Annotated in this window: 10 protein-coding genes and 1 pseudogene; all 11 read left to right on the top strand. The window is 48.1% G+C overall.

What is annotated here, in order from left to right; translation table 11 throughout:
- The first annotated feature begins 3 nt into the window (after nt 1–3).
- The gene (locus C1192_RS24170) at nt 4–1,032 is read left to right on the top strand and encodes an EscU/YscU/HrcU family type III secretion system export apparatus switch protein (RefSeq protein WP_038355821.1); all 1,029 of its coding nucleotides are present in this window, start codon (nt 4–6) and stop codon (nt 1,030–1,032) included.
- A gap of 12 nt (nt 1,033–1,044) precedes the next feature.
- On the top strand, nt 1,045–1,287 hold the full coding sequence (locus C1192_RS24165) for a biofilm development regulator YmgB/AriR family protein (RefSeq protein ID WP_103194832.1): 243 nt from the start codon (nt 1,045–1,047) through the stop codon (nt 1,285–1,287).
- A 1,766-nt stretch (nt 1,288–3,053) separates the two neighbouring features.
- Nucleotides 3,054–4,337 (top strand): annotated as a pseudogene (locus tag C1192_RS26250) (NEL-type E3 ubiquitin ligase domain-containing protein); the annotation flags it as partial.
- Nucleotides 4,338–5,124: 787 nt separating this feature from the next.
- Nucleotides 5,125–5,832, top strand: a complete 708-nt coding sequence (locus C1192_RS24155) for a hypothetical protein (protein WP_038355913.1) — start codon at nt 5,125–5,127, stop codon at nt 5,830–5,832.
- Nucleotides 5,833–6,116: 284 nt separating this feature from the next.
- A complete protein-coding gene (gene sslE / locus C1192_RS24150; protein WP_038355914.1) occupies nt 6,117–10,700 on the top strand; it encodes a lipoprotein metalloprotease SslE in 4,584 nt (1,527 codons plus the stop codon).
- 191 nt (nt 10,701–10,891) lie between these two features.
- Nucleotides 10,892–11,701 (top strand): prepilin peptidase, encoded by an 810-nt coding sequence (locus C1192_RS24145; RefSeq protein ID WP_038355915.1) that lies wholly within the window; start codon nt 10,892–10,894, stop codon nt 11,699–11,701.
- Between the two features lie 65 nt (nt 11,702–11,766).
- The gene (gene gspS2 / locus C1192_RS24140; RefSeq protein ID WP_038355916.1) at nt 11,767–12,177 is read left to right on the top strand and encodes a type II secretion system pilot lipoprotein GspS-beta; all 411 of its coding nucleotides are present in this window, start codon (nt 11,767–11,769) and stop codon (nt 12,175–12,177) included.
- Between the two features lie 17 nt (nt 12,178–12,194).
- Complete coding sequence (gene gspC / locus C1192_RS24135; RefSeq protein WP_038355917.1) at nt 12,195–13,154, top strand: type II secretion system protein GspC; 960 nt, start codon at nt 12,195–12,197, stop codon at nt 13,152–13,154.
- A 29-nt stretch (nt 13,155–13,183) separates the two neighbouring features.
- Nucleotides 13,184–15,244 (top strand): type II secretion system secretin GspD, encoded by a 2,061-nt coding sequence (gspD, locus tag C1192_RS24130; RefSeq protein ID WP_038355918.1) that lies wholly within the window; start codon nt 13,184–13,186, stop codon nt 15,242–15,244.
- Nucleotides 15,244–16,737: a type II secretion system ATPase GspE gene (gene gspE, locus C1192_RS24125; RefSeq protein ID WP_038355919.1), complete on the top strand. Its 1,494-nt coding sequence runs from the start codon at nt 15,244–15,246 to the stop codon at nt 16,735–16,737. Before gspD ends, gspE begins: the two co-directional genes overlap by 1 nt.
- A complete protein-coding gene (gspF, locus tag C1192_RS24120) occupies nt 16,737–17,960 on the top strand; it encodes a type II secretion system inner membrane protein GspF (protein ID WP_038355920.1) in 1,224 nt (407 codons plus the stop codon). The genes gspE and gspF overlap by 1 nt, the downstream gene beginning before the upstream one ends.
- The last annotated feature ends 3 nt before the right edge of the window (nt 17,961–17,963 follow it).

The raw sequence follows: 17,963 nt of genomic DNA, 5'->3' as shown, positions 1-17,963 counted from the left end.
AATATGGCAAATAAAACAGAGAAGCCAACGCAAAAAAAACTTAAGGATGCTGCGAAAAAAGGGCAATCCTTCAAATTTAAAGATTTAACAACAGTTGTTATCCTTTTAGTGGGTACATTTACGATTACGTCATATTTTTCTTTAAATGATGTAATGCAGTTGTATCGGTATGTTGTATATAATGGTTTTGATGTCAACGAAGGTGTATTTTTTCGTGCTGCTTTATTTGTTTTCTTCAAGGTTATAGGGTTTGTTTTATTTTTTTGTATCATGGCCGCTATTTTGCCTACACTCTTACAAACCAAGTTTGTGCTAGCGACGAAGGCCATTAAAATTGATTTTAGTGTCTTGAATCCTGTTAAAGGATTCAAGAAAATATTTAGTATAAAAACCTTAAAAGAGTTATTTAAGAGTGTTTTTCTCTTGGTTGTTCTTTCTGCAACAGTATATCTTTTCTGGCTTCAGAATCGCAAGTTGGTTTTTTTACAGGTTTTTTCTGAAATCAACGGCTTATATGTTATATGGGGTACCCTTTTTAAGGACTTAATATTCTTTTTCCTTGGCTTTGCTATCATTATTTTGGTTTTAGATTTTGTTGTTGAGTTTCTTTTATATATCAAAGATATGATGATGGACAAGCAGGAAATAAAAAGGGAGTTTATAGAGCAAGAAGGTCATTTCGAAACAAAGGCTAGAAGGCGTGAACTACACTTTGAAATCCTTTCAGAACAAACAAAGTCCGATATACGTAGTTCTAAAATGTTAGTTATGAACCCTACGCATATAGCTATAGGTATCTATTTTAACCCTAAAATCGCACCGGCCCCTTTTATTTCTGTTGTAGAAACTAATCAGTGTGCGTTGGCTGCAAAAAAATATGCAACAGAAGTTGGTGTTCCTGTTATACGTGATATTAGGCTGGCAAGGAAGCTTTATAAAACACATTCTAAATATAGTTTTGTTGATCTTGAGCACTTGGATGAGGTTTTGCGCCTTATTATTTGGCTTGAGCAAGTTGAAAATACACATTAACAGCTAGAAGGTATGCTTTGCATGAGAGTGAATTTTTGTCAGACAATTGGTATTGATCCCTCAATTTTTGAAATTGAATCATCAATAATTAACACTGCTGCCAATGAAGTGGCTAAATCATTATCGTTTGTTAACAACAAAGATGTCATTTCCATTTTGTTGAGAAAAATATCCTCCGAGTGTTGTGCTGTGCGGAAGGATGCATATCGATGTGCTTTAGAGTTGGTTCTCGAAAAAACACCAGATGACCTATAAATTTTTGCGTCAGCTTTTATATGATGTTAATTGTTAAAATAATATAGTAATGCTATTTCGAATAGTAGATTAAATAACATCCATCATTATTATGAAGAATAAAAAAAGTCGGCTGCTTAGTGCCTTGATACTATTAGGTATTGATGAACAACGTTATAGTTCAAATAGTGTACAACGTTTATTATTGAGCATACGAACGTATGCGAAGTTTGTTAATGACTATGAGATTTTAAGAGAAAGTGAAAAATTGCTTTCGGAATATATTCCAGATGTTAAATATATTGCATTGGAACATAATAAATTCCTACCGAAGAAATACCTTCCTAAAAGAAAGAGAAGTTAATTCTTCCTTTACATAAAGGCGGGTTAGGCATAGCCTGTACAACAGATAAAATTAGCCACCTTTGGCTGGTATAAACACTCTATCGCGAACAGTGGGTTATCCTCTTCTTCCCGCGGTAATGTGTTCCTGGCTGATGGTGGCACTGTTATTTGTTCTCTGATGTATATCAACAAGCACGTGATATTTCTTTTGAATCGTTTTTTTAAAGTTTTGGTATTGCGTATTTCATATAATAAAAAATATTTTTACCCTTACCTGAGCACCCATTCCTATGAAGGGAAGACAGCAGATATTGCCTTATTTTGATTGTGTTTAAACTTAATCATAATAGGCAGGCATTTGTTATGGGTATTCTTTGGAGGGGGATCAGAGCCGCTTTCTATGCAGGTGGAATTTTAATTTTATCGAGGTTACAATGCTTCCCATACAAACACCTTATGCATCAGCAGCAAACATTTTTTGCACCGAGTCGATATCGGAATCTTCCCTCCATAAACAGTATATTTCTGAATGGACAGAATGGGCTGAAATTACCGTACCGGGAGAAAACAAGGAAGTCGCTCTTTCCCAGCTAAAACTATGTCTGGAGAATAATGAATGTTCGCTGGACTTATCCTGGTTAGGTTTGACATCACTTCCTATATTACCTCATCATGTAATTTCACTCAATATTGATAATAATGCGTTAACATCGTTGCCGCTGCTACCTCATTCCCTTGAAAGGCTCGAGGTCAATGCTAATAAACTGACGATGCTTCCTGAACTTCCGGGAACATTAAAAGTCCTTTGTGTGAGTAATAATCGTTTGTCCACGCTTCCTGAGTTGCCATTATCTCTTGAAGAAATTCATATTAACAGGAATAAGATAGTGACTCTCCCCGAACTGCCGCTATCACTCAAAAAACTTGATGTGACAGATAATTATCTGTCAGTCCTTCCTGAATTACCTGCATCGCTGGAAACTCTTAATTCTAACCATAATCAACTGACAGAACTCCCCAGACTTCCTGAATCTCTGGAATGTCTTAATGTATGTAATAATCGTCTGCTCACTATTCCTGAATTACCTGCATTGCTGGTGACTTTAGATACGAGTTATAACAAACTGACAAAGCTCCCTGAACTCCCCGCATCGCTGAAAAACCTTAGTGCAAGCCATAATCACTTGACAGGTCTCCCCAGACTATCTGAGTCACTGAAATCTCTTGATGTAGCTCATAATGAGCTGACCACTATTCCCGAGTTACCTGTATCGCTGGAAACTTTACGTACAAGCTATAACCAACTGGCAGTACTTCCAGGTCTACCTGAATTGCTGAAATCTCTTAATGTCGATCATAATCGTCTGTCGGCTCTCCCTAAATTACCCGCATCGCTGGAAAAAATTGATATATGCCAGAATCATCTGACAGAGCTACCTGAATTACCGATATCACTAAGAAGCTTTAATGCGTCCTTTAATCTGCTGGCCAGACTCCCAGGCCTGCCTGAATCACTGGAACATATTAATGTCCACTTTAATCACCTGACCACTCTACCCGAATTGCCTGCATCACTGAAAAAAATTGATGCGAGTGTAAATCATCTGGAAATACTGCCAGATTTCCCAGCAGAAAATAATCAAGGGAGGAGAATATTCTGGCTTCGTAATAATCAGATCACTCATATTCCGGAAAGCATCACTGGTCTCAATGAAATCAGCCTTGTCGACCTTGAAAGCAACCCTTTGTCAGGCCGTACCCTGCAGTCTCTGCAACAACTGATGTCCTCCCCGGACTACCATGGCCCCCAGATCCACTTTTCCATGAGCGACGGGCAGCAGCATACGCCAGTCCGTTCCCTCCCTGAAGCCGTGGCTGCATGGTTCCCGGAGTCCCTCCGGTCTGAGGTATCCCAGAGATGGGCGGCATTTACAGACGAAGAGAACGCAGCCACCTTCTCCGCCTTCCTCGACCGTCTTGCAGACACAGTGACGGCACGCAATGCCCCGGGATTCGCTCAGCAGGTGAGTGAATTTCTGGAAAAACTCAGCATGTCTGAAGCACTCCGCCAGCAGTGTTTTGCCGTTGCCGCCGATGCGACGCGGAGCTGTGAAGACCGTGTGGCCCTGACGTGGAATAACCTGCAGAAAACGTACCGTGTTCATCAGGCTTCGGAAGGGGAATTCGACAGCGACCTGACAGGACTGCTCAGCCTTGGCCGTGAAATGTACCGTCTGGAAGTGCTGGAAGAAATAGCCCGGGAGAAAGTCAGAACGCTGCATTTTGTGGATGAGATAGAAGTCAGTCTTGCTTTCCAGACGATGCTGGCGGAGAAACTGGAGCTCAGCACCGCGGTGCGTGAAATGCGGTTCTACGGGGTATCCGGAGTGACAGAGGATGACCTGAGTAGCGCGCTTGTGCGCGTCCTCAGCCGTGAGGAGAGAGAATTTGCGGAGTGGTTTGCGCGGTGGTCTCCGTGGCATGCAGTACTGAAACGAACGGAAGCAGAGCGCTGGGCGCGGGCGGAGGAGAAGAAGTATGAGATGCTGGAGAGGAAATATCCTCAGCGGCTGGCAGAGCGGCTTTCGGCGCTGGATCTGAGCGGTGATGGGGATGCGGAAAGGGAGGCCGGAGTGCGTGTAATGGAGGAGATAGAAACGGAGATTTACCGTCAGCTGACAGAAGAGGTGTCAGGGGAGCGGTTAGCTGAAAACAGGGCGCGTTGATATGATGACTAATAGCAGCTAACCCGTATTAGCGGAGTAATCAGGAAAAGGCAGCCCCAGTCATAGCCTTCCCGGCTGCGATGTGACAGGGCTGCAGCTTTTTGGGGCGGCCCCTGTTGTCAGTTCGGAAAAATATCGTCAGCAACTTCCCTTAATATAGCGAGAATGATCAATTGGTTATCTCACAAACAAGGGGGTGGTGAAAAATTTGAGGTTTGGGAAAACTGTATGAAATATAAGAATGGAGCAGTGCCTGTATGTTTACAAACTATTTCCCCCTTGAGAAGACGTGCATGCTTGTTATTTCAATATGCTGTGTTATTTAAGTGCATGGGATAATTTATCTTTGTTTAGCCAAAGGGATGTTTTTAAAGCGTGAAATGCGGTTGTATTGATATGATAAAATACTGACATTTCAACCTTTGTTTTTCAGTGGTTGACCCGGATTGAAATTTAGAGCTATTATACTTAAATAGTCATTTTCTTTTTTGCAACAAATAACGTTCAAAATACAGTGCCTTATATTTACAAATGTGCATCATAAGCAAATGCCCACTCCGGGGGGGGGATATATGATAACAATCGTAACCGTTAAATGGTTTGATAAGAAAATAATTATAACAAAAGGCACGCTTGGAATTTATTTTTTAATGCTAAGTACGCTTTTCACCCTGAAATCCCCCGGCACTTTTCCTTGTTGTTGACATTTTAAATGTACTGAAATAATAATTTTATGCCGTTTTTATCATTGACAAATCACAGAGGATTAGTAAAATGATATCCAGTCATGTTTCCATCTCAGTTCTCCGTGAAAAAATCAAGGAGTATTAGCAATACTTCCAATCAATGTATAATTAATACTGCTAAAAATAATGAAACGAACTCAATTTCTAATATAAAAAATGAAACATTAGCTCCTCAGTTTTACCCCCTAATAAAGGTACCTATGTCGATCTTTGATGGTAAATTTATTTACCTTACACATGGTACATTTCTGGATAATCTCGAAAGTATTATGACAAAAGGCTTAGATCCATCCATGGGAGGAAGAGGGCATCTTGGTGCTGCAAGTTATGAAGGTTTTTTAAGTTCTGATGCGTATGGATTAATGAAGTACTCCACGGATCCTAATATATCACTTAAATATGCAATGGGACCTGCAGCTAATATGGGTAAAATAGGTGTCCAGTTGCAAATAAGGATTGACGCGGATAGTTTTGTTAATAAATTTAATAACGCTTCTGTCAAGGGTGATCCCAATCCTTTTTGGAGGGAAGAGAGAGGTGGTGAAAATAATGCTCCATGTGGATCTTCAACAGTGTATTTAAATTCCTGGCTTCCCAAGTTGCCTAAAAATGAGACGGGAAAAGGCATCTGGTCTCTTGAGACTAATATTCCTGTTAAGCCCTGTGATATAAGAGTTATAGGTGTTGCAATACCGCCTGGTGAGGAGCTAAATATAGATTTAGTAACTTCTTATTTAGAATTTAAATAAGATAAGTAATGAAGGCGCTAAGGGCTTTTATCCGAATATTTGTGCAGGCTGGATCTTACTGAAAAAGGTTCGGAATTTTATCGGAGTTATCACTACATTTCCCCTGAAGTAAGTATGAAGTAGGAAAAGTTTTGCGGTATTTCCGTAGCTATTTATAACATCAAATTAATGGAGTTTTTGATGTTGTTCATATATCTTAATTGAGATATTAATCATCATAAAAATCAGGTGGTGATTGGTAGTGAAATAAATATCAACCTAACAAATATTCAATTTTATTTATAATGAACAGAAAATTTAAATATAAGAAATCGCTTTTAGCGGCTATTTTAAGCTCAACGCTGCTAGCCGGTTGTGATAGTGGAGGTTCAGGAACGTCCACCATTATGCCGCCTGTTGATTCTGGAGCAGGGGATTTACCGGACGTAAAACCCGCTCCAACACCGAATCCGGAACCGCTTCCTGATCCAGAGCCGATACCAAATCCGAAACCAATTCCAGAGCCAACACCAAATCCGGAACCGATTCCTGATCCAGAGCCATCACCAATGCCGGAGCCAGAACCTGTTCCTACGAAAACGGGTTATCTGACGCTGGGTGGAAGCCTGCGAGTCACTGGCGCTACTTGTAATAGTGAATCCAGCGACGGTTTTACCTTCACGCCTGGTGACACCATCAGTTGTATGGTTGGCAGTACGACAGTCGCGACATTCGATACCTTACCAGAAGCCGCACGTAGCCTGCGTTCAGTTGAAAAAGTATCGTTTAACCTGGAGGACGCACTGGAACTGGCGGGGGCTGAAAATAAGAAAAACAATGCGATCTCACTGGTGACATCCAGCAACAGTTGTCCGGCTGATACAGAGCGACTTTGTTTGATCTTCTCGTCAGTGCTCGATCGCGCGCGCTTTGAAAAGCTGTATAAGAAAATTGACTTGGCTGAAGGCGATTTCAGCAAGCTGGTGAATGAAGAGGTGGAAAATAATGCCGCGACCAATAAAGCCCCATCAACTCATACCTCATCGGTAGTGCCTGTTACGACACCGGGAGCTAAACCGGATTTGAACGCTTCCTTTGTGTCAGCTAACGCAGAACAGTTTTATCAGTATCAGCCCACTGAAATCATTCTCTCCGAAGGTAAACTGCTGGATAGTCAGAGAAATGGTGTTGCTGGCGTCAACTACTACACCAATTCTGGCCGTGGTGTAACCGGAGACAACGGTGAGTTCTCCTTTAGCTGGGGGGAAACCATCACCTTTGGTATCGACACCTTTGAATTGGGCTCAGTACGCGGTAATAAGTCGACCATTACGTTGACGGAGTTGGGGGACGAAGTTCGCGGGGCTAATATCGATCAACTGATTCACCGATATTCGAAAGCCGGACAAAATAATACTCGTGTAGTTCCGGAGGATGTGCGCAAGGTCTTTGCCGAATATCCCAACGTGATCAACGAGATTATCAACCTCTCGTTATCCAATGGCGCGACGCTGGGTAACGGTGATCAAGTTGTTACGTTACCAAACGCATTTATCGAACAATTAAATACGGGTCAGGCAAAAGAAATTGATAATGCAATCTGTGCGAAAACCGATGGTTGTAACCTGGCTCGCTGGTTCTCTCTGACGACGCGTAATGTTAATGAAGGACAGATCCAAAGCATAATCAATAAGTTGTGGGGCGTGGATACGAACTATAAATCTGTTAGCAAGTTCCATGTATTCCATGACTCAACCAACTTCTATGGCAGCACCGGTAGTGCGCGGGGCCAGGCAGTGGTGAATATCTCCAATGCAGCGTACCCTGTGATGATGGCGCGTAATGATAAAAACTACTGGCTGGCCTTCGGCGAGAAACGTGCCTGGGATAAAAATGAGCTGGCGTACATTACGGAAGCGCCATCTCTTGTTGAACCTGAAAACGTTACGCGTGATACGGCGACCTTCAACCTGCCGTTTATCTCGCTGGGGCAAGTCGGCGATGGCAAGCTGATGGTTATCGGTAACCCACACTACAACAGCATCCTGCGTTGCCCGAACGGTTACAGCTGGAACGGGGGCGTTAATAAAGACGGGCAGTGTACGCTCAACAGCGACCCGGATGACATGAAGAACTTCATGGAGAACGTGCTGCGCTATCTGTCAAATGAACTCTGGCTGCCTGATACCAAGAGCACAATGACCGTGGGGACGAATCTGGAAAACGTTTATTTCAAAAAAGCTGGTCAGGTATTGGGAAATCGCGCACCGTTTGCTTTCCATGAGGATTTTGCCGGGATCACGGTTAAACCGTTGACCAGTTATGGCAATCTGAATCCTGATGAAGTTCCTCTGTTAATCCTCAATGGCTTTGAGTATGTGACTCAATGGTCAGGTGATCCCTATGCGATACCACTGCGTGCCGACACCAGCAAGCCGAAGTTGACTCAGCAGGATGTGACCGACCTGATTGCCTATCTGAACAAAGGTGGATCGGTGCTGATCATGGAAAACGTGATGAGCAATCTTAAGGAAGAGAGCGCGTCTGGCTTTGTGCGCCTGCTTGATGCTGCAGGCCTGTCAATGGCACTCAACAAGTCGGTGGTAAATACCGATCCTCAGGGTAACCCGAACCGTGTTCGTCAGCAGCGTGCAACGGGCATTTGGGTGTATGAGCGTTATCCAGTCGTAGAAGGTGCGCTGCCATATACTATTGATCCTAAAACAGGAGAGGTTACATGGAAATATCAGACTGATAACAAGCCTGATAAGAAACCGAACTTGGAAGTTGCCAGCTGGCTGGAGGATGTAGATGGCAAACAGGAAACTCGTTATGCCTTTATTGATGAAGCCGATCACAAAACGTCCGAGTCGCTGGCCGCTGCGAAGAAGAAAATTCTGGACGCGTTTCCGGGATTACAGGAGTGTAAAGACTCGACTTACCATTACGAGATCAACTGTCTGGAATACCGTCCTGGCACGGGCGTTCCAGTAACGGGGGCCATGTATGTTCCGCAGTATACGCAACTGAATCTTAGCGCTGACACTGCGAAGGCGATGCTGCAGGCAGCGGATTTGGGCACCAACATTCAGCGCCTGTATCAACATGAGCTCTATTTCCGGACCAAAGGTCGTCAGGGCGAGCGTCTTAGTAGTGTAGATCTGGATCGTTTGTACCAGAACATGTCGGTCTGGCTGTGGAATGACACTGCCTATCGTTACGAAAGCGACAAAGATGATGAGCTGGGCTTTAAAACATTTACTGAGTTCCTGAACTGCTATACCAATAATGCCTATACCGGCGGCACGCAGTGCTCAGCAGATCTGAAACAGTCGCTGGTCGATAATAAGATGATTTACGGTGAAGGCAATAAAGTTGGCATGATGAACCCGAGCTACCCGCTCAACTATATGGAAAAACCGCTAACGCGCCTGATGCTGGGCCGTTCCTGGTGGGATCTGAACATCAAGGTTGATGTTGAGAAGTACCCTGGAGCGGTATCTGTAGGAGGAGAAGAGGTTACTGAAACCATCAGCCTGTACTCGAATCCGACCAAATGGTTTGCGGGTAACATGCAGTCAACCGGCCTGTGGGCACCGGCTCAGCAGGACGTTACCATTAAGTCTTCGGCGTCAGTCCCAGTGACTGTTACCGTGGCGTTGGCTGATGACCTGACCGGACGTGAGAAGCATGAAGTTGCGCTGAACCGTCCGCCAAGAGTCACTAAAACCTATTCTCTGGCGGCTAACGGTGAATTGACGTTCAAGGTGCCTTACGGCGGTCTGATTTATATCAAGGGTAATAGTTCTACCAATGAATCTGCCAGCTTCACCTTTACCGGTGTAGTAAAAGCGCCGTTCTATAAAGACGGTAAGTGGCAACACGATCTGAACTCACCGGCTCCGCTGGGTGAGCTGGAATCAGGCGCTTTCGTCTATACCACGCCGAAGAAGAACCTGAACGCCAGCAATTACATTGGCGGTCTGGAGCAATTCAGCAAAGATCTGGATACCTTTGCCAGCTCAATGAATGACTTCTATGGCCGTAATGACGAAAACGGTAACCACCGGATGTTTACCTATGAAGCATTGACGGGGCACAAACACCGTTTCACCAACGATGTGCAGATCTCTATTGGTGCTGCGCACTCTGGTTATCCGGTGATGAACAGCAGCTTCTCGCCGAACAGCACCACGCTGCCGACGACGCCGCTGAATGACTGGTTGATCTGGCATGAAGTAGGGCACAACGCCGCTGAAACGCCGCTGACTGTACCGGGTGCCACTGAAGTGGCGAACAACGTGCTGGCGCTGTACATGCAGGATCGTTATCTCGGCAAGATGAACCGTGTCGCTGAAGGTATTACCGTTGCGCCGGAGTATCTGGATGAGAGCAATGGCCAGGCATGGGCACGCGGCGGTGCGGGGGACCGCCTGCTGATGTACGCACAACTGAAGGAGTGGGCAGAGAAAAACTTTGATATCAAGCAGTGGTATCCAGAAGGTACGACTCTGCCAGCGTTCTACAGCGAGCGTGAAGGGATGAAAGGCTGGAACCTGTTCCAGTTGATGCACCGTAAAGCGCGCGGCGATGAGGTTGGCAAAACCCGGTTTGGCGACAAGAATTACTGTGCCGAATCCAACGGTAACGCTGCTGATACGCTAATGCTGTGCGCCTCCTGGGTCGCCCAGAAGGATCTTTCGGAGTTCTTTAAGAAATGGAATCCGGGCGCGAATGCTTACCAGCTTCCTGGGGCGACGGAGATGAGCTTTGAGGGCGGTGTGAGCCAGTCGGCTTACAGCACGCTCGCGGCGCTGCACCTGCCGAAACCGCAGCAAGGACCGGAAGCCATTAACAAGGTTACCGAGCATAAGATGTCTGCCGAGTAAGCCTGTAGGCCGGATAAGGCGTTCACGCGCATCCGGCATGAAATAAGGCGCACCGGGTTAACACATTTTCCCGATGCGCCAGCTTATTGGGCCTGGAGGGAAGGCCGCTATTAATAGCACTGGCAGAAACCTGTAGGCCGGATAAGGCGTTCACGCCAAATTCAGCAAGTTACAACAAATAACCTTTAATCATGCTTTTTTATGTTTTTCAGCAATACCCTGCGGCGATGCCCATACTGGCAATCGTCGGAGGATTGATCATCGGCAGTTTTTTGAATGTGGTAATTTGGCGTTACCCTATCATGCTTCGCCAACAAATGGCGGAGTTTCAGGGCGAAACGCAGAATGCGCAGCCAAAAATAAGCCTTGCACTGCCGCGTTCGTACTGTCCGCATTGCCAGCAGACCATTCGCGTTCGTGACAACATTCCACTCCTCTCCTGGCTGATACTCAAAGGGCGCTGCCGTGACTGTCAGGCTAAAATCAGCAAGCGTTATCCGCTGGTTGAGTTATTGACGGCACTCGCTTTTTTTCTGGCGAGTCTGGTCTGGCCGGAAGGTGGATGGGGACTGGCGGTGATGATATTATCTGCCTGGCTGATTGCTGCGAGCATCATCGACCTTGATAACCAATGGCTGCCCGATGTCTTTACTCAGGGCGTATTGTGGACAGGACTGATTGCGGCATGGGCGCAGCTGAGTCCGCTCACGCTACAAGACGCAGTTACCGGTGTACTGGTGGGGTTTGTCTCCTTTTACTCGCTGCGCTGGCTGGCCGGAATAATTCTGCGTAAAGAAGCATTAGGCATGGGCGATGTATTATTGTTCGCAGCTTTAGGCAGTTGGGTGGGGGCGTTGTCGTTGCCTAATGTCGCTTTAATCGCATCATGCTGCGGCCTGATATATGCCGTTTTTACAAAAAAAGGATCAACTACGCTGCCTTTTGGACCGTGTTTAAGTCTGGGCGGTATAGTAATAATTTATCTACAGGCATTGCTTTAATTATAACTACGTCATTATTGAAGTGACATTTTAACTTTTATTAATAACCTTAGAGATTATTAACCATGTCGATAAAACAGATGCCGAAGCAGGTATTAATATCGCTATTATTGAGCGTTACAGGATTATTAAGTGGATGCGCAAACCATAATGAAAACGCCAGTTTACTGGCAAAAAAACAGGCGCAAAATATCAGTCAAAACCTGCCGATTAAATCTGCGGGATATACCCTGGTGCTGGCACAAAGTAGCGGCACGACGGTAAAAATGACCATTGTCAGCGAAGCGGGTATCCAGACCACGCAGGCGCCTGACGTCTTTTTAACCAGCTACCAACGACAAATGTGCGCTGACCCAACGGTGAAATTAATGATCACCGAGGGCATTAATTACAGCATAGCTATTAATGATACACGCACAGGCAACCAGTATCAGCGGAAACTGGATCGTACCACCTGTGGAATAGACAAAGCATAACGTCGGGTATAGATAAATTGGCGCGGGTTGTTTTTCGTGATGCACGAATTTATTTCATTCAATGGCTGACAAAAATTTTTCAAACTCTTAGCCAGGGGCAATATTTTAATAAAGAAAAAAAGCAACTGCGGAAAATTATTCGCGGGATATTCTGGCTGATGATGATTATTATTTCCACAAAAATGGCGTATTCATTATGGCGCTATATTTCCTTTTCTGAAGAATATACGGCGGTTTCCTCATCGGTGAATAAACTGACCCGTGTGGATGCAAAAACGTTCGATAAAAAAGACGTGAAAATAATCAGCCAGCAAAACTGGTTTGGCAAATATCAGCCTGTTGCTGTACCAGTAAAACAACCCGAACCTGTACCGGTGGAGGAAACTCGTCTCAACGTGGTACTGCGCGGGATCGCCTTTGGCGCCAGACCCGGCGCAGTCATTGAAGAAAGCGGCAAACAGCAAGTCTATTTGCGGGGCGAAACGTTGGGCTCTCACAACGCGGTGATTGAGGAAATCAATCGCGACCATGTGATGCTGCGTTATCAGGGAAAAATAGAGCGCCTGAGTCTGGCTGAAGAGGAACGTTCCGCCGTTGCTGTGACCAACAAAAAAGCCGCCAGTGACGAAGCAAAGCAAGCTGTTGTTGAACCAATTGCCAGTGCGCCAGTTGAGATCCCGTCAGCCGTGCGTCAGGCACTGGCGAAAGATCCGCAGAAAATTTTTAACTATATCCAGCTTACGCCTGTGCGTAAGGAGGGGATTGTCGGCTATGCAGTGAAACCGGGGGCAGATCGTTCTCTGTTCGATGCCAGCGGTTTCAGGGAAGGCGATATCGCCATTGCGCTAAATCAGCAGGATTTCACTGATCCACGAGCAATGATTGCTCTGATGCGGCAGTTACCCTCAATGGATTCCATTCAACTCACGGTTTTACGCAAGGATGCGCGCTACGACATTTCCATCGCGCTGCGCTAACCGCATTTAATCCAGGAGAATCATTCATCGTGTTTTGGCGTGATATTACGTTGTCGGTTTGGCGTAAAAAGACAACTGGCCTCAAAACAAAAAAGCGTTTACTGCCGCTGGTGCTGGCAGCGGCATTATGTAGTTCACCGGTCTGGGCGGAAGAAGCCACCTTCACCGCCAATTTTAAAGATACCGACCTGAAATCATTTATCGAAACCGTCGGTGCTAACCTCAATAAAACCATCATTATGGGGCCGGGCGTACAGGGGAAAGTGAGTATTCGCACCATGACTCCGCTCAATGAACGCCAGTATTACCAGCTATTCCTTAACCTGCTGGAAGCGCAGGGATATGCCATCGTACCGATGGAAAATGACGTGTTGAAGGTGGTGAAATCCAGTGCCGCAAAAGTCGAGCCGCTGCCGTTGGTCGGTGAAGGCAGCGACAACTACGCGGGCGATGAAATGGTCACCAAAGTGGTGCCGGTACGCAATGTGTCGGTACGCGAACTGGCGCCAATTCTGCGCCAGATGATCGACAGCGCGGGTTCAGGCAACGTCGTTAATTACGATCCCTCCAACGTAATTATGCTCACCGGACGTGCCTCAGTCGTGGAGCGCCTGACGGAAGTGATCCAGCGCGTGGATCACGCGGGAAATCGCACCGAAGAGGTGATCCCGCTGGATAACGCCTCGGCCTCGGAAATTGCTCGCGTGCTGGAAAGTCTGGCTAAAAATAGCGGCGAGAACCAGCCAGCAACGCTGAAATCTCAAATTGTCGCCGACGAACGCACCAACAGTGTAATTGTCAGTGGTGACCCCGCCACGCGAGACAAAATGCGCCGCCTGATCCGTCGCCTGGATTCAGAAATGGAGCGCAGCGGCAACAGCCAGGTATTCTACCTCAAATACAGCAAAGCCGAAGATCTGGTCGATGTGTTGAAACAGGTCAGCGGCACGCTCACGGCGGCTAAAGAAGAGGCAGAAGGTACGGCGGGTAGCGGGCGTGAGGTCGTTTCCATTGCTGCCAGCAAACACAGTAATGCCCTGATTGTTACTGCGCCGCAGGACATCATGCAGTCGCTGCAAAGCGTGATTGAACAACTGGATATTCGCCGTGCTCAGGTGCATGTTGAGGCCTTGATCGTGGAAGTTGCCGAAGGCAGTAATATCAACTTCGGCGTGCAGTGGGCGTCGAAAGATGCCGGATTAATGCAGTTTGCCAACGGTACGCAGATCCCTATCGGCACGCTGGGGGCAGCCATTTCTCAGGCGAAACCGCAGAAAGGTTCCACGGTGATCAGTGAAAACGGTGCCACCACCATTAACCCGGATACCAACGGCGATCTCTCCACGCTCGCACAGCTTCTTTCTGGCTTTAGCGGTACGGCGGTTGGCGTGGTGAAAGGCGACTGGATGGGGCTGGTACAGGCGGTTAAAAACGACTCCAGCTCTAACGTGCTCTCCACACCGAGCATCACCACGCTGGACAACCAGGAAGCCTTCTTCATGGTGGGCCAGGACGTTCCGGTATTAACCGGCTCTACCGTTGGCTCCAATAACAGCAATCCTTTCAACACGGTAGAGAGGAAAAAAGTCGGCATCATGCTGAAAGTCACGCCGCAGATTAACGAAGGTAACGCGGTACAGATGGTGATTGAGCAGGAAGTCTCGAAGGTGGAAGGACAGACCGGCCTCGACGTCGTGTTTGGTGAGCGTAAACTGAAAACCACCGTGCTGGCTAACGATGGCGAGTTGATTGTACTTGGCGGTCTGATGGACGATCAGGCGGGAGAAAGCGTGGCAAAAGTGCCGCTGCTGGGCGATATCCCGTTGATTGGTAACCTGTTTAAATCGACGGCGGACAAAAAAGAAAAACGTAACCTGATGGTGTTTATCCGTCCGACCATCCTGCGTGACGGAATGGCGGCAGACGGCGTGTCGCAGCGCAAATATAACTATATCCGCGCTGAGCAGATCTATCGCGATGAGCAAGGCTTAAGCCTGATGCCGCACACCGCGCAGCCGGTACTGCCAGCGCAAAACCAGGCATTGCCGCCGGAAGTACGCGCGTTCCTTAATGCCGGGAGAACGCGTTAATGGTGCCTGTAGCACAGGAAACCACCGCTAACACCGTGCGTCTGCCCTACAGTTTCAGCCGGCGGTTCAGTCTGGTGGCATGGTGTGAAGACGCGCTGGCGATCCTTCATGTTCATCCGCTGTCGCTCTCTGTCCTGCAGGAGCTACAGCGGGGGCTGAACGCGCCTTTTACGCTGCGGCAAATCGACGAGGCCGAATTTGAACAGCGGATGAATGCGGTCTGGCAGCGGGACTCTTCCGAGGCTCGCCAGTTGATGGAAGATCTCGGTTCTGCTGAGGGCTTTTTTACCCTCGCAGAAGAACTGCCGGAAACGGAAGATCTGCTGGAAAGTGATGACGATGCGCCGATCATCAAACTGATCAACGCCATGCTGACAGAGGCGATTAAAGAAGGCGCGTCGGATATCCACATCGAGACGTTTGAAAAGAGTCTGGTGATCCGTTTTCGCGTTGACGGCACATTACATGAAATGCTGCGCCCCGGGCGCAAACTGGCCTCGCTGCTGGTATCGCGTATCAAGGTGATGGCGCGGCTGGATATCGCCGAAAAGCGCGTGCCGCAGGATGGACGCATTGCGCTGCTGCTGGGCGGTCGGGCGATTGATGTGCGCGTCTCCACCATGCCATCCGCCTGGGGCGAGCGCGTGGTACTGCGACTGCTGGACAAAAACCAGGCCAGCCTGACGCTGGAGCGTCTGGGGCTGAGTCATGAACTGAGCGCGCAGTTGTGCCAGTTATTGCATAAACCGCACGGCATCTTTCTGGTGACGGGGCCGACAGGTTCCGGCAAAAGCACCACGCTGTACGCTGGGTTGCAGGAGCTGAACAACCACTCGCGCAACATTCTCACGGTTGAAGACCCCATCGAATACATGATTGAAGGGATCGGTCAGACGCAGGTTAACACCCGCGTCGGTATGACCTTCGCCCGTGGCCTGCGTGCGATTTTGCGTCAGGACCCGGATGTGGTGATGGTCGGTGAAATCCGCGATACCGAAACCGCAGAAATCGCAGTCCAGGCATCGCTTACAGGGCACCTGGTTCTTTCCACGCTGCATACCAACACGGCGGTGGGGGCGATCACGCGTCTGCAGGATATGGGCGTCGAGCCTTTCCTGCTCTCTTCCAGTCTGACGGGCGTGATGGCGCAGCGACTGGTTCGCACGCTGTGCCCTGACTGCCGCCAGCCCGCGCCTGCAACTGACGAAGAAAAACGCCTGCTGGGAATTACCGACGCGCGTACCGTCACTCTGTACCATCCGCAGGGATGCCCCGCCTGTAATCACAAAGGTTTTCGCGGACGTACCGCCATCCATGAGCTGATCGTGGTGGATGCCACATTGCGTGATTTGATCCACCGTCAGGCCGGAGAACTGGAGCTGGAACGTTATGTCCGGCAACACTCTTCGGGCATCCGCAGCAACGGCATTGAGAAAGTACTTGCCGGTGAAACCTCTCTCGATGAAGTTCTGCGGGTCACAATGGAGGCGTAATGGCACTGTTTTACTATCAGGCGCTACAACGTAATGGTCGCAAAACCAAAGGCATGATTGAGGCGGATTCCGCGCGTCATGCCCGTCAGTTGTTACGCGGTAAAGATCTTATACCTGTGCACATTGAAGCACGGCTAAATGCTTCGACAGGGGGGATGTTGCCGCGTCGGCGGCACGCACATCGTCGCGTGGCGGCGGCAGATCTGGCGCTGTTCACTCGCCAGCTGGCAACGTTAGTACAGGCAGCAATGCCGCTGGAAACCTGCTTACAGGCGGTCAGTGAGCAAAGTGAAAAGCTGCATGTAAAAAGCCTCGGGATGGCGCTGCGCAGCCGGATTCAGGAAGGTTATACCCTGTCAGATAGCCTGCGCGAACATCCCAGAATCTTTGATTCCCTGTTTTGTTCGATGGTCGCTGCCGGAGAAAAATCCGGATATCTCGCCGTGGTGCTCAATCGCCTGGCAGATTACACCGAACAGCGGCAGCGTCTGAAATCACGCCTGCTTCAGGCCATGCTCTACCCGCTAGTGCTGTTGGTAGTGGCAACGGGCGTGGTCACTATTTTGCTGACGGCGGTGGTGCCGAAAATCATCGAACAGTTTGATCATCTCGGACACGTGCTACCTGCCTCCACTCGCACGCTCATCGCCATGAGCGATGCGTTACAGGCCAGCGGCGTTTACTGGCTGGCGGGATTGCTTGGGCTTCTGGTGTTGGGGCAACGGCTACTCAAAAATCCTGCGATACGCCTGCGCTGGGATAAAATCCTGCTGCGCCTGCCCGTGACGGGACGGGTCGCTCGCGGGCTGAATACGGCGCGCTTTTCCCGCACTTTAAGCATCCTCACCGCCAGCAGTGTTCCGCTACTGGAAGGCATTCAGACCGCTGCCGCTGTGTCGGCAAATCGTTATGTCGAGCAACAACTGTTGCGGGCGGCAGATCGCGTTCGCGAAGGAAGCAGTCTGCGCGCTGCGCTGGCAGATCTGCGTCTGTTCCCATCGATGATGCTGTACATGATCGCCTCCGGTGAACAGAGCGGCGAACTGGAAACAATGCTTGAGCAGGCAGCGGTCAACCAGGAACGGGAGTTTGATACTCAGGTAGGGCTGGCGTTAGGGCTATTTGAACCGGCACTGGTGGTGGTGATGGCGGGCGTGGTGCTGTTTATCATCATCGCAATCCTCGAGCCAATGCTGCAACTGAACAATATGGTTGGAATGTAATTT

Origin of the sequence: Escherichia marmotae, assembly GCF_002900365.1 — a bacterium.
GTDB lineage: Bacteria > Pseudomonadota > Gammaproteobacteria > Enterobacterales > Enterobacteriaceae > Escherichia > Escherichia marmotae.
This window is presented reverse-complemented; position numbering and strand designations above follow the sequence as displayed.